The following is a 20,182-nucleotide window of genomic DNA, read 5'->3' as shown; positions in this document are numbered from 1 at the left end:
GACAGGACAAGCGAAGAGACAGACGAAAAGCAGCAGAACTTAGGAGTAAATTCATCATGGATATCCAACATTTTTACATAGAAAAGGGCCAGGGCGAGCCAATCATCCTGCTTCATGGAAACGGAGAGGACAGCAGCTATTTTCAAGGGCAGATCAGTGCGCTTTCCAAGCAATATCACGCATATGCGATCGACACCCGGGGACACGGAAAAACTCCAAGGGGCAGCAGGCCCTTCACGATACGGCAGTTTGCGGAGGATCTTCTGGGCTTTATGGATGAACACGAAATCCACAAGGCGCATCTGCTGGGATTTTCAGACGGCGGAAATATTGCCATGGTTTTTGCGCTGCACCATCCGGACCGTGTAAACCGACTGATCCTGAACGGCGCGAATCTGAATGCGGCCGGGGTGAAACGATCGATTCAGATTCCCATTGAGATCGGATATAGAATTGCATCAAAATTTTCTGAAAAAAATGATTCTGCCAGATTCCATGCGGAAATGCTCGGACTGATGGTCAATGATCCCAATGTAAATCCGGAGGAACTCTCAGGAATCCGGGCGAAAACTCTGGTTATCGCAGGAACAAAGGACATGATAAAAGAAGAGCATACGAGGCTGATCGCAGCGAACATTCCCGATTCGGAACTTGTTTTTATCAAGGGAAATCATTTTATCGCAAATAAAAAGCCGGAAGAATTTAATCAGGCGGTGGTGGATTTTTTGAAGAGGTAGTTTTCTGCGGCTTCACTATGTTGATGAACTCGGACGTAGCCACGCAGCTGCGGTTGAGGCGAAGCGGAGGGTGCTGACCCCGCTGTGGCTGGAGCTGATCGAGGAGGGCAGGCGTGACGGTTCCATCCGCACAGAATACGCCGGAGAGCTTTCCGAGCTGCTCCCGCTCATCAATTTTTGGCTGCTCCCGTCCGTATTTCCGGTAGATGCCGACGAGATCCGGCATAAGTGCCGGATAGGAACTGTTGATAAACAGACAAAATATGTGATAAAATGAACACATAGCGCAAAGCTCCATATGAAAAAATAAAACAGCATCTGCAATCCATTTGCTCTGCGGATTGTCTGCAAAAGACAGAGGAGATCAAAAATGACAGAAATAAAACAAATCCCATGCGGAATGGTAAACACATATCTGCTGAAAGGAAAAAACGGAGCCGTCCTGGTGGACACCGGCGAGATGGCGGATCGGGAAAAGGTACTCAAGGCATGTGAAAATGAAAACGTCAGGCTTCTCTTGCTGACTCATGGCCACATCGACCATATCCAGAACGGGGCGTACCTGGCGCGGAAGCTTCACTTACCGATCGCGATGCATCAAAAAGACGCGGAGCTGATCCGGAATCAGTTTGCGCAGGCATTGGAAGGCACCGGATTATTTGGGAAAATCCTTGCGGCAGCTTCCAGAAGCAAGATGAAAAAGAACCAGATCGAACCCTTTGATCCGGAACTGTTTTTGCGGGAGGGGGATTCGCTGGAGCCATATGGCGTGCAGGCATCCGTGATGGAGCTGCCCGGGCATACAAAAGGCTCCATTGGGCTGGACGTGGAAGGCAGGGCGGTCATTGTGGGGGATGCGCTGATGCACATGCTTCGCCCGGGAGCGGCCAGTATTTACGCTGATCGGGAAAAATTAAAGGAGAGCGCAAAGCGGATCACGGCACTTGGAAACAGAACCATTTACTTCGGACACGGGACGCCAGTGCCGAACAGGGAGTGGAAGCGGTAAGGAGTTGTCTGGAAATATCCTGCAATTCCCGGCCCGCCCCTCTCATTTTTTATACGGATTTTCATAATCCGTGCAGAGACGGGCTGGTGTTATTGCTCTGCCAAAAGAAGAAGGGAAACATCCTTTAGCTGTAATGAATCATGGATTTGCAGGAAGAGGGAATTGGATTTGTCGCTATTTCACAGGCATTAGCAGAAAATGGAATTGCCGCAGCACGATTTTTACGAATGGATAAGTGGGTTGGATGCTCCAAGGAGCATCCAACCGCACAGATGGAAAGGTTTTCCGGCCCCGTGCTTTCAAGGTCTCGACGGCATCTGGAACCCGGCAAGCGCCTTGTTCAAATAGTCATTAAAAGGCTTCATGATCCGAAAAAGCTCTGCCGCTTTTGCGACAACCCCTTCCGCATCCTTCCATTCCTCGTCCTTCAGCGGATATTCCAGATACCAGCTCTTATACTTTAAATATTCCGCCTGGGGATGCTCCTTCTCATATCCCGCGGGAACCCTCTTCAACACCGTTCCCTTTACCGTAAAATGCTGTTCAAATTCCGGCTCATGGATCACCCGTTCCCATTCCCCGCCGTTTTGCGCGATATAATCCCGTACCATTGCGGTCGCGTCCTTAAACATATCCGCAAACAGCCCGCCGCCTAAAAAGGATTGATCACCGGGCTTGATCATCAGATAATACCCGACCGGAACCGGCAGCTTGCCCTTAGAGGAGATATGGGCGCGGAACGCAGGGTTATAAGGCGATTTGTCATGGCTGAAACGGGTATCCCTGACAAGCTTAAACGTCAGGTCCTTGGGATCATTCTGTAAAATGCTGCTGTCAAACTTTCCGATCTCCAGCATCAATGCCTGCAGGAAATGTTCAAATTCGGCATTGGCCTTTTTATAGTCGTCCTTGTTCGCGTGATACCATTCACGGTTGTTATTCATGCTCAATGCCGATAAGTAATCCATGATCAACTGTGTATTCATCATCTTTCGTCTCCTTTATAAGCTATGTATCTGTATTTTTTTATGGTTTCTGGACCACGGAAAGCTGTGTGGAATCTAAAAATTCCTGTATTAGATTTCTCGTGCGTTCCGGAGAACGGTAGGGCTTGCAGAATGAAAAATCCTGAGACAGGCCGTCAATTTCTTCCATCGCATTTTTTACGTCCACGATAGTCTGGACAGGGATTTCCGAGGCTGCCGTATAATCCAGCTGCAGCGGGTGGATCCGGTGGTTTTGGATCGCGTAATTCACCCGGTCTTTGCATTTGCATCTGCCGCCGCCGTATTCTCCGCAATACTGCCCAAGAAAGTCCGCCATTTTTCTGCGCGCCCGGGAAAGCCGCTGGCGATACGCCTCCGGGGTCATTTCCAGAATCTCCCCCGCAATGCGGCTGTCCAGCTGGAACATGGTCCCCAATATGAAAATGCATCTGCTTTCCGGATCAAGGCACTGCAGCATTACATTGGTACAGGACATTTTCAGCTCCTCCGCCAGCAGTTCTTTTTCCACATTCTGCGTCAGATCCGGCACATCCTGTAATTTTCCGTTTTCGATATCATCTCCATAATACTCGAAGCTCAGCGGAAAACGGGCGAACATGTGCTTTTTATAATTTTTCAGATGATTCACCGCGATGCGGAACACCCAAGTTGTAAATGCGCTGTCACCCCGAAAAGAAGACAGATGCGTGATCATTTTCAGCAGAATGTCCTGCGCGGCATCCTCCGCGTCCGCAAAGGTGCCGAGCATCCGCAGGGATAGATTAAATACCATGTCCTGTACGCCCGCAACAAGCGTTTCCAGGGCTTTCTTATCACCGGCAGTCGCCTGACCGACCAATGCCTGCATTTCCTGATTCGTTTTTTTATCCATAGATTTTTACCTCCTCTTTCATTAGACAACGCACGTTCTCCTGTGTGACAAAAAATATGAAAAAACTTAAAAATGATTCCAAACGTACAGTTAGAATTTATTTGACATGAGTATATTTTAACATAGGATTCAGATTTTTTCCTGACAAATATTCCGTTCGTTCCCGCAAAGCTGATGTTTCGTTCCATTTGTCTTAAAAACACATCTGTCCGGCCGATACCATAATTGAGAGATCAAAAAAGAAAGGAGAAGTTTTGAAATGGGTTATTTTGAAATGGATTATTCAGGTGTAGGCAGTGTTTTGCCGAATCTTGCCCGGAATACCGGCGGAACGCGGGGAACACAAGAATATGGAGCCAGTATCACGGGACTGCCGCATGGCACGGCCGTGCCTGTACAAAGCTTTTCGGATATGCTTCAAACGGCAGGAGAGACAAAAGAGGCGTCAAGGTCAGACATGTATCAGCAGTATCTAAAACAGAGGTACGGCAATGTAATGATCCAAAGTGTTGGGAAAGACCAGAGCAGCATGGACAAGATCGGGGCGGCTACGTCAGGGACCGGGAACGTCGTGATCGCGCCGAATATCCTGGAGCAGATGGCAGATGATCCGAAAAAGGCATCCTACTATGAAGCACAGATCCGGCATTATTTTGATTCGCTGCCTCAGTGCAAAGCGCAGCTTTCACTTATGGGACATGAGATTCATTCCTCCGGTATCGTGATCCACCCGGACGGCACCGTAACGCACTATGTCAGCGGCGATCTGAAACCGGAGGTAAGGGCCAGGATCGAGGCTCAGATGAAAGCCGAGGCGGAGGAGAAGGCCAAACGTAAGCGGATGTACCAGAAACGCAGTGAGGAAACGGCCGGGCTGCGCCGCCAGGAAATGGAACTGGCTTACAGGAAACAGAGTATGCTGGGAGATATTTTGATATAAGAGAAATGCCGTTACATGTCACATTTCGGCTGATCAGATCTGCGAAGCGCTTATTTTTTTACAGATTGATATGCCTTCGTTTTTCTGTTATGATAGAGACGATCCGCTTGCCCAAAGAGTTCATTTCCTTTTGACGGTTGGATCATACATGGAAATAGCAATGCGGAACCGCAGTGAAATCAACGGAGGTATGCCATGGAATTATACGGACGAAAAAATAAGAGAGAACCGCTTTCCCAGATCAAATTGTCAGATTCGCAGAAAGAAAAGCTGAAAGCTGAGATCCGGACGTTTTATCTGGATGAGCGGGGGGAAGAGATCGGCATGATCGAGCAGATGCAGCTGCTGGAATTATTCGAGCGGAACATGGCGCCGATCATCTACAACAAAGCCCTTGACGACGCAAAAGTGTGGTATACCCAGATGATGGATAATCTGGATTCAGATTACTATGCATTGTATAAGGAAGAATAAGTACTGCGGGCCGGATGCCTGTGAAATATCAAAAAGGGAGACACTATGGAAACAGAATTGGAAACAGAATTGGAAAAAGAACTGATTTTACAGCATGGCCGTCCCGCCGATTGCGGAGGCAGGACAGAGCGGGAGACGGCGGTGTACGACCTGCTGGATTCTCTGCAGATTGAGTACGACAGAGTAGACCACGAGGCAGCATTTACGATGGAAGCATGCGAGGCGATCGACCGGGTCCTGGAACCAGCCGCAATCTGCAAAAACCTTTTCCTGTGCAATGCGCAGAAAACAAAATTCTACCTGCTGATGATCCTGGGAGATAAAAAATTTAAGACCAAGGACATTTCCCATCAGATCAACAGCTCGCGGCTTTCCTTCGCGCCGGAGGAATATATGGAAAAATATCTCGGCATTACGCCAGGTTCCGTCAGCGTGATGGGATTGATGAACGACCAGGACAACCAGGTGTCGCTCCTGATTGATGAGGATGTGATCCGGGAAGAATATGTGGGATGCCATCCCTGCATCAATACGTCCAGCATTCGGATGAAGACGGGGGAGCTTCTGGAAAAAATTCTGCCGGCGGTTCATCATGAGTATAGGGTGGTGAAATTATGACCAGAGCCAGCTTATTTCCGGAAACAGCAGATGGATCACAAAGGTGACTGCCATGAATAGCAGCAGAACAGCCACGCCGTAATTCACGATTTTGGAGCATTTCCTCAAGAAACTTTTTGCATTTTCCAGATCAGAATAAATGGAAGATACCTTTTCATCTGTCAGGTTTTTCTCTCTTACATCCTGAACATCAATATCCTTCACCAGTTCATCCAGAGACATGCCAAAATAGTCGCTTAACAGGACCAGCCTTTGAAAATCAGGATAAGACTGGCCTGCCTCCCATTTCGAGATCGTTTGCCGTGAAACCTGCAGCTCCAGCCCAAGCTCCTCCTGGGATAAGCCCTGTTTTTTTCTCATAGCCAACAGCTTTTCATTAAATTTCATTCTGAAAAATCCTCCTTCATTTTTGGACAGCCTTCCATAAAGCATGACCGGGAGGCTGACTGATGACGTGAGTATATCGTACTTCATGTCAGATGGCAACCAACTATTGTTGGCAATCTGTCAATTCAGGCTGACAAATGTTACTGTGAGCGCCCAGTCAGGGTGTGAACAGTTACTGACATATCGATATAGACTCCTTCCGTACTGTGAATAAATAGTAATAATCTGATTTTCATGTTATAATTTTATTCATACGGAGGAAAATCAAAAGATGAAAACACTATTTAAAATGGATATGAAAAATTACGCGGATTCCGACACCCGCATCCGCAGGCCGTCAGCCCGGGCGGTCATACGGGTGGCGGACGGAAGGCTGGCATTGGTTTACAGCAGAAAACATCAATATTATAAATTCCCGGGCGGCGGAATCCGGGACGGCGAGGACCATGCGGAAGCACTGGCGAGAGAGGTACGGGAGGAAACCGGCCTTCGTATAAGGAGAGATTCCATTCGGGAATACGGCAGCGTGCTCCGTCTTCAAAAAAGCGGAAGGCAGGAAGATACTGTATTTGAGCAGGAAAATTTTTATTATACCTGCTCGGCAGAGACAGCGGCGGGACGACAGAACCTGAATGCATATGAAAAGGAATCCGGATTTGAACTGCAGTATGTACACGCCCGGGAGGCGGCAGCGATGAATAAGGCATGCAAAGTTCAAGATGATTTTGACCTGGTCATGATCGCCAGGGATACGGCCACGTTGGAGATTGTCAGCGGCCTGACCCCGGAGCCTTCCGTTTCCATGGCGGAATTTCTGCTGAAAACCACTGTAAAAACCAATCCGGGCCCGTGGGAGCAGCACAGCAGATATGCGGCAGAGAGCGCCGGACGGATTGCCGAACGCTGTCCGGGGCTGGATCCGGAACGGGCGTATATTTACGGACTGCTCCATGACATTGGCCGCAAATTCGGAATCAGCGGGCTGGCCCATGTATACGACGGGTATCACTATCTGATGGAGCTGGGATATGCAAACGCCGCCCGGATTGCGCTGACACATTCGTTTAATCTGAAAGACATCCGGGATTATATTGGAAAATTCGATATCAACGAATCTGAGCAGGAGGAGATCAGGGCGCTTCTGGCTGGGATAGAATACAATGACTACGACTTTCTGATCCAGCTGTGCGATGCCATTGCGAAGGCCGACGGGATTGTTTCGCTGGAAGAAAGAATGAACGATGTGAAAAGCAGGTACGGATATTACCCGCAGAAAAAATGGGACAGGAACATTTGGCTGAAAACATATTTTGAAGAGAAAATGCAGGAAGAGTTATACCAGGTTGTGGGAGCAGGAGTGTAACTCATGTCACACATTGACGAAGCGTACCCTTTTGTTAAGAATCCGTGCAAAATTGCAAGCGGAAACTGGTAGATATTTTCCGCATTGGATTCTATACTTGTCTGTATGAAGAGCAAACCCGCGCGGCAGGAAAATTTCCCGGCCATACGGCCTGATTTTCAGAAACTGCAAAATTACATTCCCGGCAGAAAGGGTGGATTTCTATGAATTTAGGAAACAGTTTATTTCATGCAAGAAAAAAATGCGGACTCTCCCAGGAGGATGTGGCGGAGAAGCTGGGGGTCAGCCGGCAGACCATCTCAAAATGGGAAACCGGCGAGACGCTCCCCGACATCCGCCAGTCAAAGCAGATGTCGATTTTGTATCACGTGTCACTGGACGACCTGATCGAGTTCGACATGGACGTAAAGGAGATCCAGGATATCATCGACCGGACCAGCGAGGAGACGGAGAAAAAGATTGACTGGACGAAGGCATGGGGAAAGAAATACCCCATTCTGGTCAGATACCAGAAGGAGGTGAACACCCCCAACTACGTCGTCAGACTTGGCACCATGGTAGACGAGCTGAAAGAGGAATACCATTACTCAGACCTGGATGCCTTTCTCGTGTTAAAGGACATTCTGGCCAAGGTATGGCAGAGCAGGAAAAAATAACCAGACAGGAAAAAAATGGCAGGAACAGGAGAAATCTGTTCCTGCTATTTTTTTCTACCGAAAACCTAGGATATGTGTTATAATATAATGAATTGCGCTGAAGCGCAAGCAGGTCATACCCCCTGATTCATGAGAGGAGTTAACATACCCATGTTTAAGAGAACATTTGAAGCCGATATGGAGACTGGAAAACTGCGGCATAAGATATGTAATGTACTGGAAATGGCGGCATTTTTTGGCATCTGCTGTCTCGGCCTGCCTGCATGCGGCCGTAAGGCAGACACGGAAGTCAGGCAGATCCCGGATGAGGCGCCGGCCCTCAATGACCAGAACAGCAAGAGCGGCAGCATGACGGAGATCGTGCGCTTTGACGATGAGCTGGACGGCTACCGGCCTGCAAAGGAAAAGTATAATTTTTATTTTACATATAAAATGGATCATCCCTGGTGGGACGCGGTGGCCATTGGAATTGAGGACGCGGCGAAGCAGTATGAGGCGCAGGGGATCACCATTGATTACGAGTATCTGGCTCCGAGTAACGTTTCTGCTCAGGATCAGATCCAGCGTCTGTCTGACGCTTCCGAGCGGAACTTTGACGTGATCGGCGTGGATGTCGCGGATGTGGATCAGGTCACGCCTGCCATCAACGAGCTGATTAAAGACGGCCGGAAGGTGATGACATTTTCCAGCTCGGACGCGGCAAAGGAGGACGGCTGCGAACGGATCGCCTATGTGGGAAATACGCACAACTATGAGGACGGCTCTGACCTGACAGAAGCCCTCTGCGAAAAGCTGGGATATCAGGGAAAGGTTGCGCTCCTGGTAGGCACTAAGGGCGCTCCCTGCCATGAGGACAGGGCTTTAGGCGCGCAGAATGTGATCGCGAAATACCAGAATATGGAAATTGCGGAAATAGAGTATGATGAAGATTCTGTGGAAAAATCATATCAGTTTGCGCAGAAGATTCTCAAGGAGCATCCGGATCTTGCCGGGTTCATCTGCTGCAATATGTGCAATCCGGTGGGAGCCGCAAGGGCTGTCATCGAAGCCGGGCGGGAGAAGGAGATCGCTATCGTGGGGATGGACCACGACCAGGAAGCCCTGGGATATCTCAGAGACGGGATCATTTACGCGCTGGGAGTTCAGGACTGCTACTCCATCGGTTTTGATACCGTTCAGGTAGCGGTCAAGATCGCGGACGGACATCTTCCCGGGGACGTCTATCCCGAAAAAACAGAGGAGACTACGAAGATCGTTTACCAGGACAGTGCCGCGGCGGTGCTGCAGTCGCTGTATGGAGAGGTTGAGTAAAGGGAATGCATAGAGCGGGACTGCGCACAGACCCGTGCCGATCTGCAGAGGAACGGAACAGGATTTAAGGAGCTTAAGGATGGAACAACAGCGAAAAAAAATGAAGGAGAAACAAAAAAAGCAGACAATTACATTTGCTGTACGGGGAGGCGTATTCATTGCGGCGGTCCTTCTCGTTACGACGTTGTGGGTGTCAAACGGCGCAAGGGTGGGGACCAGTCAGGCCGTCAACCGGGTCAGCGAATTTTATCTGGAAGAGCTGGCGGGACGGAGGGCCCAGGTGGTTTCTGAGGAATTGAAAAGAAATGTGGCCTATATGGAAAATGCGCTCAGTATCATAGAAGACTACAATCTGGAATCCCAGGAGTCTCTGCGCAGCTTTCTCGGAAAGGTCAGAAAGCTTTACGGCGTGGACAAATTTGCCCTGGTAGATCAAAACGGGATCGTTTATACGCAGCACAGCACCACCTCCGGCCTCAGCAGGTACAGCTTTCTCTCGGAAGAACTGACAGAGCCGGTGATCAGCACATTGAATCTTTACGGCGCAAGGAAGCAGGTGGTCCTTGCGATCCCTGCGGAAGGGATTTCTTTCCAGGGAACAGAGATCACCACATGCTTTATCCAGATCAATATCGACCAAATGCTGAGTTCCCTGACATTGCAGTCCCACGGAAATGAGACCTACTGCAACATCTACCACCGCAGCGGAGAGAGCCTGACAAATGACGTATTCGGAAATGAACAGGCAGGGAGCAACCTTTTTTCCGAGGTCATGGATGCGGAAATGACAGAGGAAACCGACTATAAACAGCTGCGGGATGATTTCGAAAACGGCAGGTCGGGGCAGATTTCATTCAACTATCAGGGGCTCACGGAGGATCTCTGCTATGTCCCGGTAGAGGGGACGAACTGGATGCTGACGATCCTGATCCGGGATAATGTCATCAGCGATCAGATCAGCTCCATCAGTTCCGGAATGCTGATGCGCGGCGTGGTGCAGATTGTCATGACCATTCTCTCAATGCTCATATTGTTCCATGTGCTGGCCAGACAGTCCAGAAAGCACGCAAGGATCCTGCTGGAACAGGAAAAGGAAGACGGAAACCGGATCCGGGCGGCCTATGCCCAGATCGAGAGGGAACAGGCGGCTATGGAAAATATCCAGGCCGCAATGGGGTCAGGGCTCTGGAGCATGGAATTTAATGAAAAGGCAGAGATCATTTCCTGCATTTGGTCGGAAAAATTTCGGAACATGCTGGGGTATCAAAATGAGGAGGATTTTCCGAACTGCCTGGAATCCTGGTCAGATCTGCTCCATGAGGAAAATAAGGAAAGCGTACTTAGAGAATACTGGGATACCGTTCTGGATTATACCGGTGAAAAGACCTACGACGTGGAGTACCGCCTTCTAACCCGCCATGCCGGGTGGAGGTGGTTCCATGCGGCGGGCCGTTTGTCAAGACGGGAGGACGGCTCTCCTATCACATTTGTAGGATTATTTGTGGATATTGAAGATGAGAAAAAAATGGAAGAGCGGTTGGAGAAGCAGACTATCGACCTTCAGGACGCGCTTGCGGCGGCCCAGCATGCGAACCGGGCAAAGACCACATTCCTCAATAATATGTCCCACGATATCCGGACGCCGATGAATGCCATCATCGGATTTACGTCCCTTGCCGCGGCGCATATTGACAACATCGAACAGGTCCAGGATTATCTGGCCAAGATCACCACCTCCAGCAACCATTTGCTGAGCCTGATCAATGACGTCCTGGATATGAGCCGGATCGAGAGCGGAAAGGTCAAGATCGAGGAAAAGGAAACCTCCCTTCCGGAGATCATGCACGACCTGAAAACCATCGTACAGGCAGATATTTCATCCAAGCAGCTGGAATTTTTCATTGATACCGCGGATGTGGTCAATGAGCATGTGCTGTGCGACAAGCTCCGGCTGAATCAGGTCCTTCTGAACCTTCTGAGCAATGCCATGAAATTCACGAAGCCCGGCGGTATCGTGAGCGTCCGCATCCTGCAGAAGGGAAATGCGCCCGAGGGATGCGCGTGCTACGAGTTCCAGGTCAAGGATACCGGGATCGGGATGAGCAAAGAATTTCTGGAGCATGTATTTGAGCCGTTTGAGCGGGAGCAGACGAGTACGGTCAGCGGAATCCAGGGCACCGGCCTTGGCATGGCCATCACGAAAAATATCGTGGATATGATGGGCGGGACGATTTCCGTGGACAGCGAGGTGGGAAAAGGCTCCACCTTCTATGTGGATCTGCAGTTCAAGATCTGCTCCGGTTCTGTCAGACAGGAGATTATTCCGGAGCTGAACGGTCTTCGCGCGCTTGTGGTTGACGACGATTTCAATACCTGCTCCAGCGTGACCAAGATGCTGGCAACCATCGGCATGCGTCCGGACTGGACCACCTCCGGCAAGGAGGCCGTGCTCCGCACCCGGCTGGCGGAGGAGCAGAATGACGTGTACTCCGCCTACATCATCGACTGGCTGATGCCGGACATGAACGGAATTGAGGTCGTGCGCCGCATCCGCGGAATTATAGGCGAGGAGACCCCGATCATCATCCTGACCGCTTACGACTGGTCGGATATTGAGGAAGAAGCAAGAAACGCGGGCGTCACTGCCTTCTGCTCCAAGCCGATCTTCCTGTCCGAGCTTCGGGAGGTCCTGGAGTCGCCGTTTACAAACCGGGATGCCGAAGACGCGGCTCCGGAAGAAACGATTTCCTTCGAAGGAAAGAAGATCCTGCTGGTAGAGGACAACGAACTGAATCAGGAGATCGCTGTGGAGATCCTGCAGGAAGCGGGCTTTGTTATGGATGTGGCCGACGACGGCGCGGTGGCGGTTGAAAAGATGAAGTCAGCCGAACCCGGCCGGTACGACCTGATCTTGATGGATATCCAGATGCCGATCATGGACGGGTACGAGGCGACCAGGCGGATCCGCGGGCTGGAAGCCCCGGAGATTGCCGGGATTCCGATCATCGCAATGACAGCGAATGCATTTGAAGAAGATAAGAAGGCTGCGGTGGATGCCGGGATGAACGGGCATATTGCAAAGCCGATCGATGTACCGAAGCTGCTGGAGGCGCTGGGGGAGACATTGAAGTAGAAGATTGAGGATGTGCTGTGCGGAGGCGCAAAAGAATCCTCCAAACAGCAATTTTGACTTTATCGGATTGCCAAAACCAAAAGCGTTTCAGCACATCAGAAAGGAAAACAATCCAAATGAACCAGGAAATCCTATATTTTTTCGACACCCACCCAGGCGCCCTGCCGCTGTACGAGCTTTTTGAACAGAGAATTCTCTCCGAGATTGAAAACGTAAACATTAAAGTACAAAAAACACAGATTTCCTTTTCGAATAAGCACAATTTTGCCTTCGTCTCCTTCCTTCCCGTCCGGAAGGCAAAGGAGCGTCCAAAGGACTATATTGTGATCACCTTCGGTCTGGGTTGCCGCGCGGAATCCATGCGGATCGACGTTGCTTCGGAGCCCTACCCGAACCGCTGGACGCACCACGTCCTCATTTCCGATCCGGAGGAGATTGACGAGGAACTGATGGGCTGGGTGAAGGAAGCCGCCGCTTTTTCCGCCCGCAAGCGCCGGTGAATACACCGGCAGATCAGTTTGACATGGAAAATCTTGCGGAGGTGAAGTGACTATGATATCAGAAAAAAACTGCGGACTAAATCGTGACACGATCAAGTATATTGCGATGCTTACGATGCTGCTGAACCATCTTTCGACGATCTTTTTAGACCGTGGGACATTTCTGGGGGAGCTGTTCCTGGATGTGGGCTATTTTACGGCGCCTGTCATGTGCTGGTTTTTAGCGGAGGGATACCAATACACCCGCTCCAAAAAGAACTATGCGGTCCGGCTCTTTCTGTTTGCTCTTTTATCTGAAATCCCATTCTGCCTTGCGTTTTCCTCTGAGGGCGAGTTCCGATTTGTGGGATTGAACATGCTGTTTACATTATTTTTCTGCTTTTTAATTCTGGCTGCAGAAGAAAAAATTGCAAATCACTTTTTCAGGCTGCTCATACAGATACTGCTTGTTCTGGCTACCGTGATATGCGACTGGCCTCTCCTGGCCGCGATTTATACGATCATGTTTTCCCATGCGCGGCAGTCGAAGAAAAAGGCTGCGGTTTCTTTTGGAGTTGCCGCATTGATCTTCGCAGGCTTCAAGTATGGAAACAACAGCTTTTTGTATCCGGCTGCCGAGGCGGTTTTGCGGACATTTTGCTCCAGTCTGGGCGTGATCGCCGCCGGGGTTGTACTGCTGTGCTTTTACAATGGAAAACGCGCGGAACGAGGACGCACATTTTCAAAATGGTTCTTTTATCTGTTTTACCCTGTGCATCTGCTGATTTTAGCGCTGATCAAACTCTGTTTCGCAGGCTGAAAAAGGTTAGGAAATGGACTCTTCTTCCGATATATAAGTATACACGAAACCACTCAGAGCCAGGAAGCCTCATCTGAAAACGCAGGCTTTCATTACTTTTGCGCCGCCTGCTTGGCGGAGGAATGGAGAGGACTATGCAGAGAACGATTGACTATACTTATTTACTGCAGAATATGCTCGGGACGCCGAAGACAAATCTGGTAAATAACATCCAGCTTTCCCAGATCAACAGCAAGCCGGTTCAGGCACAGCTCAAGGCTGCGGGCATTGATACCAACAGCAAGCAGTACAAAGCCGTGATGAGCCAGATGATGAAGGACGGAAACGGCGCAATGTTTACCAATGTCCACGCGATCAAGAACCTGATGCGCCAGTATGACAAGAACGGCGACTGGATCGATCCGACCACAGGCCTGACCGGACTGCTTCTGACGGATGAAAATATCAACAGCCGGAAGCGCGTCATCCCCATACCGGAGAGCAGCCGGGAGGAGATGTTTGAGTCCACGAAGCGGGAATTTCTGCGGGAAAACGGTGTGCATAACGGGGACACCACAAGGCGGTCGGAGGTGTATACGAACCTGTACCGGAAGATGAAAAAGGATGACCGCCTGGCAGCGGGCTGGACCATGCAGCAGTTTGAACGTCAGTGCAGCCGCGTCTTTGTCGCGGCGGTAAAGGCGGCGGATCCGACCTGGACAGCAGGAAAGCAGATTCCGGCCGGCGCATTGGACGGCATCACGCGACAGGACGTGGAGAATGCCCTGAGATCTGTGGATACGAAAGTATAAGCTGCAATGCAGATTCATCAGCATCAGACGTTTCAATCTCCAGAAATATACCCATTGTTACAGTTCACGGCCTGACCGGCCGCAAACTGTAACGCATACAGCCAGTAACTACCCATTCACATCAAAATTCCTCCCGTTCAGCCAATCGGCTTGTATCCGTATCTTTTTTTTATTATAATAAAATAAAAACCGTAACGGTTCAGAACAGAATAACGTATTCGTCACGTACAAATAAGCGGAGGTATTTTCCAATGATCCGAATTGCGATCTGCGAGGACGAGCAGACTCTGTCAGCCCGGCTGTCCGGCTGGGTATCGTCGATTTTAGACAGACATTCCATAGCATATAGCATAGAAACCTACCAAAACGGCAGTGCCCTTTTGGTGCGGGAACCCTATGACATCCTGCTGCTGGACATCGAGATGGAACCCATGAACGGTCTGGAGCTGGCTGGGAAGCTGCGCGCGCGGGGGGATGAGAGCCGCCTGGTATTCATCACGGCGCACGCACAGTACGCGGTTGACGCATACGATGTACACCCGTTTCATTATCTGATAAAACCTGTAGATATCGAAAAGCTGGAGAAGATACTCCTGCAGCTTCACGCTTCCCTATGCGAAGAGCGCAGCCGCGCGGTCATCGTCCGTCAGGGAACGGCTGTCCGGCGGGTTCCCCTGGAGCAGATCCTGTATTTAGAAGTCCTGGACCGAAAGATCTATCTGCACACTTCGGAAGAAACCGTCCCGTTTTACGGAAAGCTGGAAGACCTGGAACCGGCGCTGACCAGCCCGTCGCCGGCATCCGGCTCCACAGCCTTTACACTGCAGTACAGCAAAGCGCCGAATACTGCAGAAGCAATACCGCAACCAGGCAGTACGGTATCCGGCTTTGCGGCTTCCGCGAAGCACGCATCCTCAAAGGCCGCCGCGGTTCCCGCTCTCCCCGGAACATTTTTCCGATGCCATCGCAGCTACATTGTAAATCTGCGCCATGTCCAGTATTATGACAAAAACGAGATCCGCTTGGACAGCGAGGAACGCATCCCCTTATCCAAGCGCAGATACAAATCTTTCGGTCTGGCGTTTATGCATTATTTAAAAGAAAGCGGTGATGTACTTTGAGCGCATGGATCTGGCCTCTCGCCTGGACTTACTCATTGGGACTCCTGGATATTTTTCTGGAATACCGTTTCCTGAAAAATATGTTCGGCGCGAAATACCGTTTTGCATTTGTGTGGCTTTACCTGGGTTCGTTCCTTTACGGTCATTTGAATCAGACCTTTGTGCTGGCGGGCACCACCCTGGAAAATTTCATTTATCTTTCTCTCTGCGGGCTTGTGCTGAATATGCTGCTGTTCCATGGGAATACGGTCAAAAAGATTTTTTTCACGATATGGATGTACTGTGCTCCGGAGCTGGCGTTCTGCGCGATCTTTCCATTGCTCCACGCGGCGGCGGTGATAAACGGAGCAGGGTATTGTTCGGACGCGGCATTGGATTTTGCCGGCTTTGCCGCCCGCCTGGCGCAGTACCTGATGATGGAAATCCTGCTGCGGAGGATCCACCTGCTCCGCCGGGATTTTTCAGAGCGGGATGCTTTTTACCTCATGTATATCATCCTATTCATCTATGCGGCGGTAATCATGATACTGGATATATTTACCGGAATCGGGGAATGGAAGGAAGGAACCCTTTTACCGACGGCGGTGTGCTGCAGCCTGATCGCCGCGGCAGGGACGGGTCTCCATCTGTTCTGCGTCATTATGCTGGAACGCCGCCTTCTGGAACGGCTGGCACAGCAGCAATATGAAATGCTGAGCCGGCATCTGGAGAACTCCGGGGAACAGTACGACCAGATGATCAAAATGAGGCACGACATGAAAAATCATGGGCTATGTCTTGCGCAGCTTCTGGAAGACGGAAAAGCAGAGGAAGCGCTGCATTACCTCACGGAGCTGGACATCCGGATGGAGGAGGGAGAAGCCCTTGTGCGGACCGGATCCGTTTATGCGGACGCGCTGCTGAATCCCAAATACCGCCAGGCACGGAAGCTGGGAATCGACATTTCCATCCGAATGTCCGTGCCGGGGGAGGAGCAGATCCGGGCCGCGGATCTCTGCTGCATTCTGGCAAACGCACTGGATAACGCGGTGGAAGCCTGCCAGCGCGGGATCCGGGCGGGAGCGCCTGCCGGATGGATCCGAATGCGGTCGCAGATGCATCCCAACTACTGGGTGCTGGAGATCCGCAACAGCATCCACGAACCGGTGCCTGTGGAGCACGGAAAAATACGGTCCTCCAAGCGGCTGCACTTCACGCGCAGGCCGGTGTATGGGGTGGGTCTGCAGAACATCAGGGAGGCTGTGGAGCGGTATGAGGGCGTGATGGAAGTAGAGAGCGGGACGGAATTTTCGCTGAATATCATGCTGCCTGTGTAACGGTTAAATTTTATATCGTGTAATTGCTTTCCAATTCTTTGGAAAACCCATCATATCAAGCAAAAGAGATTCGCTGATTCTTTGGCTGCCCTTTAGATATTTTTCGATCTGTATGATCAATTGCCTTTTAAATATTGCCCCAGTTCGTGTTCATTTACATGTGAAAAGCAGCGGCTGATTTTTCCTTGAATCTGTGTATTCCCTGTTGATTCTTGCGTGAGCAGTTATAGTTTAAAACATTCAGATAGCTGCTCTGCAATTCACCGTGTTGTTCGCAAAATGCATAGGATAGCAGGCTTCGTACTTTCATTTCAATCTGGCAAAGATATTTGAGAAAAAGTTCACGAAGTTGATCATCAAACTGATACAACGCATATACATCCTCAAATGTGGTGTTTTTTATATAGACACGGGTCATTTTATCACGGAATGGATGCTTATATCCTCCGATCAAATTGAAATATCCTAAATCTTGCAGCTTTTCCTATACGATAGTAATAAAAAAAGAGGGCCCGCAGGTCCTCTCTCGGTCTCAGTCCTCGCAAGTATCTGAAACCTAATCGCTGATTGTATTTTACTACTCAGCCTATGCTCTGCCAAGAACAAACTGCATTTTGCATATGATCTTGAACATGAGTGAAATGGCTGTGGATAGTTAACAATCAATATTTAACTTTTTGATGATTTCTATCTTTTCCCATGTCAGGTCAATCCATCTCACTGCCCCGCTACCTCATTCAAAAATGTCTGTACAAATGGAAGCGCGGCCCCAATCGTGACATTATGCCGGGGCATCTTGCTGATACGGAGAAAATCCTGGGCCTCTGCAAACGGCGTCAGCTTCCGGATCCTTTCATACAGCGCTTCCAGATCTTCCTCCCGCAGATACTGCGCCAGATATCCCCCCAGGATAAAATCCGTATCATAGATCAGATGGAGCAGGTTCACCGCCTGCGCCAGATTGTCAAGAAATCCGTCCCACCGTTCCAGGAAGGAAGGCTCCTTTCTTCTGACCCCTTCAAAAAATTCATCCGGACTTTCCGGGCCTCTTAAAAGCGCGCTCAGAGAACAGAGCGTATCCATACACCCCCGTCTGCCGCAGTAGCAGAGCGCCCCGCCGGGATCGAGCTGAATGTGCTCGATGGTGGAGTTGTGCCCGTGCTTCCCGGTCAGAATTTCTCCTTTGGAAATGATCGCCGCTCCGAGATGTCTGCTCAGAGAGAGGTAAAACGCGTCTGTCAGCTCCCGCGACACCCACATTTCCGATACGGCAGCGCTGTCCGCGTCGTGGATAAATGCGCAGGGATAAGGAAGATATCGTGTAAAGTTCTCAATAGAAAGCCCGGTGCAGGAGAGAATCTCACCGTACAGGACAGTCTGCCGGTCCGGAGAGATCAATGCCTGCATGGCAAATCCGATCCCAAGGAGCTGTTCATCCGCCGCACCGATGGAATCCTTAAATTCCAGTATTTTATCACATACCGTCTTAAAATAAGACTCTTCATATTCATACGTAATCTCATAAACGGTCCGGTCAAGCTTTTCACCGTACAGATCGACCGCGATCATCTTCACTTCTTCTTTCAAGATTTCCACACCAATGCTGACCCGGTAGTCAGCCGTAATGGAATAGGCGGCGGCCTTTCTTCCTACATATTCGGTATCGATCTGACCGCTCTTGCAGATCAGCCCTTCCTGCTCCATGGCATTCAGGTTGGTCGTGACCGTTGGCCGGCTCAGCCGCAGGTCATAGGAAATGTCCTGCTGAGATACCTTATGATTCTGATAAATATAATGATAGATCAGGCTTCGGTTGTTCTGCTTGATCTGATTGGGGGTAATGCTCTTTTTCATGATGGAACCTCTAAACAATAATTAACTGTACGGTTGAATGATCTAAAGATCATCCAACCTGCGCATCCATTCGCAAAATCCGTGCTATCGCACTTTTGCGTCTGCTGATGCAGCCGCATTTTGCTCATTCATGCGTAGGTTGCTGATCCCAAATATCGGTTTTATTGCAATGAATTGCATAAAACCGATATTTCGAACCGCAACCGTACAGTTGAAAAATAATACAGATCGGTTATAAATTTAATTTGTAAACCGATTTAACAAAATAACATTATAGCACAGAATGATATAAAAAAGCTACTGTGCATCTTGCATAATTTTAGGGTCAAAAAGTTGTGAACTATCACGAGTTGACTTTTGGAAATTTGAGGATTATTATGTAACTACAATTTGATAAATCATTTTACAAAATTAATTAAAAGAAAAGGAGAAGAATCATGGGAATTATTGAAAAAATGAAACTGGACGGGAAAAAAGGATTTGTAACAGGAGCGGCAAGAGGGATTGGAAAGAGTACGGCAACGGCATTTGCAGAAGCAGGCGCAGACGTGGCGATCGTGGATCTGGATATTGCGGAGGCAGAAAAGACCGCAGCAGAGCTGGCGGAAAAGACGGGCCGTAAGGTCATCGCGATCCGCACGGACTGCACGGATCCGGAGCAGGTGGACGCCATGGTAGAGCAGGTTGCGCGGGAATTGGGAGGACTGGATTTCTGCCACAACAATGCGGGCATCTGTATCAACGCGCCGGCGGAGGAAATGACCTATGCGCAGTGGAGCAAGGTGATCAACATCAACCTGAACGGAATCTTCCTGACCGATATCGCGGCAGGAAAATACATGCTGGCTCATGGCGGCGGCTCCATCATCAATACGGCGTCTATGTCCGCCCATATCGTCAATGTACCTCAGCCCCAGTGTGCGTATAACGCATCCAAGGCAGCAGTGATCCAGCTGACAAAATCCCTTGCCATTGAATGGGCGAAGCGGGGCGTGCGGGTCAACAGCATCAGCCCGGGATACATCGGGACAGAGCTGACCCTGAACTCACCGACCCTGATCCCTCTGATCGAAAAGTGGAATGAGATGGCGCCCCTGGGAAGGCTGGGAACTCCGGATGAACTGCAGTCCATCTGCGTATACCTGGCAGGCGACACCAGCACCTTTACAACCGGCTCTGATTTCGTGATCGACGGAGCGTTCACCTGCTTCTAAATACGAAGGAGTGATATGGATTTCCGGAAGCGGACGGCAGAACAGAAGCGGACGGGCAACGGGCATGCAGTACATCCGCTT

At 50.0% G+C, this 20,182-nt stretch carries 21 protein-coding genes; 16 read left to right on the top strand and 5 right to left on the bottom strand.

Annotated features, from left to right (window positions below; genetic code table 11):
- Positions 1 to 56 precede the first annotated feature (56 nt).
- The 3 genes from ACTOY7_RS09185 (at position 57) to ACTOY7_RS09175 (ending at position 1,746) form a co-directional block, all read left to right on the top strand.
- The gene (locus ACTOY7_RS09185) at positions 57 to 737 is read left to right on the top strand and encodes an alpha/beta fold hydrolase (protein ID WP_160282548.1); all 681 of its coding nucleotides are present in this window, start codon (positions 57 to 59) and stop codon (positions 735 to 737) included.
- A 70-nt stretch (positions 738 to 807) separates the two neighbouring features.
- On the top strand, positions 808 to 1,014 hold the full coding sequence (locus ACTOY7_RS09180; protein ID WP_482670736.1) for a hypothetical protein: 207 nt from the start codon (positions 808 to 810) through the stop codon (positions 1,012 to 1,014).
- A 93-nt stretch (positions 1,015 to 1,107) separates the two neighbouring features.
- On the top strand, positions 1,108 to 1,746 hold the full coding sequence (locus ACTOY7_RS09175) for an MBL fold metallo-hydrolase (RefSeq protein ID WP_482670735.1): 639 nt from the start codon (positions 1,108 to 1,110) through the stop codon (positions 1,744 to 1,746).
- Between the two features lie 299 nt (positions 1,747 to 2,045).
- Here the strand turns inward: ACTOY7_RS09175 and ACTOY7_RS09170 are convergent, their stop codons facing one another.
- Positions 2,046 to 2,732 carry a DUF2461 domain-containing protein gene (locus ACTOY7_RS09170; protein WP_482670745.1) on the bottom strand — a complete coding sequence of 229 codons (687 nt, stop codon included), beginning with the start codon at positions 2,730 to 2,732 and terminating at the stop codon, positions 2,046 to 2,048.
- 40 nt (positions 2,733 to 2,772) lie between these two features.
- On the bottom strand, positions 2,773 to 3,624 hold the full coding sequence (locus ACTOY7_RS09165; protein WP_160282552.1) for an RNA polymerase sigma factor: 852 nt from the start codon (positions 3,622 to 3,624) through the stop codon (positions 2,773 to 2,775).
- Between the two features lie 259 nt (positions 3,625 to 3,883).
- Here ACTOY7_RS09165 and ACTOY7_RS09160 point away from each other — a divergent pair, with 259 nt between their 5' ends.
- The 3 genes from ACTOY7_RS09160 to ACTOY7_RS09150 all read left to right on the top strand — a co-directional run bounded on the left by ACTOY7_RS09160 (position 3,884) and on the right by ACTOY7_RS09150 (position 5,656).
- Complete coding sequence (locus tag ACTOY7_RS09160) at positions 3,884 to 4,564, top strand: DUF6033 family protein (protein ID WP_160282553.1); 681 nt, start codon at positions 3,884 to 3,886, stop codon at positions 4,562 to 4,564.
- A 195-nt stretch (positions 4,565 to 4,759) separates the two neighbouring features.
- Positions 4,760 to 5,038 carry a DUF2164 domain-containing protein gene (locus ACTOY7_RS09155; protein ID WP_160282554.1) on the top strand — a complete coding sequence of 93 codons (279 nt, stop codon included), beginning with the start codon at positions 4,760 to 4,762 and terminating at the stop codon, positions 5,036 to 5,038.
- 45 nt (positions 5,039 to 5,083) lie between these two features.
- Complete coding sequence (locus tag ACTOY7_RS09150) at positions 5,084 to 5,656, top strand: prolyl-tRNA synthetase associated domain-containing protein (protein ID WP_482670734.1); 573 nt, start codon at positions 5,084 to 5,086, stop codon at positions 5,654 to 5,656.
- Here the strand turns inward: ACTOY7_RS09150 and ACTOY7_RS09145 are convergent.
- Positions 5,651 to 6,043, bottom strand: coding sequence for a helix-turn-helix domain-containing protein (locus ACTOY7_RS09145; RefSeq protein ID WP_300826166.1), 393 nt, complete (start codon positions 6,041 to 6,043; stop codon positions 5,651 to 5,653). The genes ACTOY7_RS09150 and ACTOY7_RS09145 overlap by 6 nt on opposite strands.
- Positions 6,044 to 6,314: 271 nt before the next feature.
- On the opposite strand from ACTOY7_RS09145, the gene ACTOY7_RS09140 reads away from it, so the two are divergent.
- The 9 genes from ACTOY7_RS09140 (at position 6,315) to ACTOY7_RS09100 (ending at position 17,033) form a co-directional block, all read left to right on the top strand.
- The gene (locus tag ACTOY7_RS09140) at positions 6,315 to 7,406 is read left to right on the top strand and encodes an NUDIX domain-containing protein (protein WP_482670733.1); all 1,092 of its coding nucleotides are present in this window, start codon (positions 6,315 to 6,317) and stop codon (positions 7,404 to 7,406) included.
- 203 nt (positions 7,407 to 7,609) lie between these two features.
- Positions 7,610 to 8,062, top strand: coding sequence for a helix-turn-helix transcriptional regulator (locus ACTOY7_RS09135; protein ID WP_482670732.1), 453 nt, complete (start codon positions 7,610 to 7,612; stop codon positions 8,060 to 8,062).
- A 150-nt stretch (positions 8,063 to 8,212) separates the two neighbouring features.
- A complete protein-coding gene (locus ACTOY7_RS09130) occupies positions 8,213 to 9,373 on the top strand; it encodes a substrate-binding domain-containing protein (RefSeq protein WP_300885707.1) in 1,161 nt (386 codons plus the stop codon).
- Between the two features lie 79 nt (positions 9,374 to 9,452).
- Positions 9,453 to 12,506 carry a hybrid sensor histidine kinase/response regulator gene (locus ACTOY7_RS09125; protein ID WP_482670731.1) on the top strand — a complete coding sequence of 1,018 codons (3,054 nt, stop codon included), beginning with the start codon at positions 9,453 to 9,455 and terminating at the stop codon, positions 12,504 to 12,506.
- A gap of 116 nt (positions 12,507 to 12,622) precedes the next feature.
- A complete protein-coding gene (locus tag ACTOY7_RS09120) occupies positions 12,623 to 13,006 on the top strand; it encodes a DUF5655 domain-containing protein (protein WP_160284379.1) in 384 nt (127 codons plus the stop codon).
- A gap of 52 nt (positions 13,007 to 13,058) precedes the next feature.
- Entirely contained in the window at positions 13,059 to 13,805 is a 747-nt protein-coding gene (locus tag ACTOY7_RS09115; RefSeq protein ID WP_482670730.1) for a TraX family protein, read from the top strand.
- A gap of 134 nt (positions 13,806 to 13,939) precedes the next feature.
- Positions 13,940 to 14,596: a DUF3879 family protein gene (locus ACTOY7_RS09110; protein ID WP_300885703.1), complete on the top strand. Its 657-nt coding sequence runs from the start codon at positions 13,940 to 13,942 to the stop codon at positions 14,594 to 14,596.
- Positions 14,597 to 14,847: 251 nt separating this feature from the next.
- Positions 14,848 to 15,717 (top strand): LytR/AlgR family response regulator transcription factor, encoded by an 870-nt coding sequence (locus ACTOY7_RS09105; protein ID WP_394684062.1) that lies wholly within the window; start codon positions 14,848 to 14,850, stop codon positions 15,715 to 15,717.
- Positions 15,714 to 17,033 (top strand): sensor histidine kinase, encoded by a 1,320-nt coding sequence (locus tag ACTOY7_RS09100; protein ID WP_394684061.1) that lies wholly within the window; start codon positions 15,714 to 15,716, stop codon positions 17,031 to 17,033. The genes ACTOY7_RS09105 and ACTOY7_RS09100 overlap by 4 nt, the downstream gene beginning before the upstream one ends.
- A gap of 154 nt (positions 17,034 to 17,187) precedes the next feature.
- Here the strand turns inward: ACTOY7_RS09100 and ACTOY7_RS09095 are convergent, their stop codons facing one another.
- Positions 17,188 to 17,487, bottom strand: coding sequence for an Abi family protein (locus ACTOY7_RS09095; RefSeq protein WP_160284374.1), 300 nt, complete (start codon positions 17,485 to 17,487; stop codon positions 17,188 to 17,190).
- A gap of 263 nt (positions 17,488 to 17,750) precedes the next feature.
- Positions 17,751 to 18,887 (bottom strand): ROK family transcriptional regulator, encoded by a 1,137-nt coding sequence (locus ACTOY7_RS09090; protein WP_160284373.1) that lies wholly within the window; start codon positions 18,885 to 18,887, stop codon positions 17,751 to 17,753.
- 437 nt (positions 18,888 to 19,324) lie between these two features.
- Between ACTOY7_RS09090 and ACTOY7_RS09085 the strand changes: the two genes are divergently transcribed.
- On the top strand, positions 19,325 to 20,101 hold the full coding sequence (locus ACTOY7_RS09085; protein WP_160284372.1) for an SDR family oxidoreductase: 777 nt from the start codon (positions 19,325 to 19,327) through the stop codon (positions 20,099 to 20,101).
- Positions 20,102 to 20,182 lie beyond the last annotated feature (81 nt).

The organism is Schaedlerella sp., assembly GCF_056796775.1.
The sequence above is the reverse complement of the archived record's forward strand: the minus strand, read 5'-3'. Positions and strand labels throughout refer to the sequence as shown.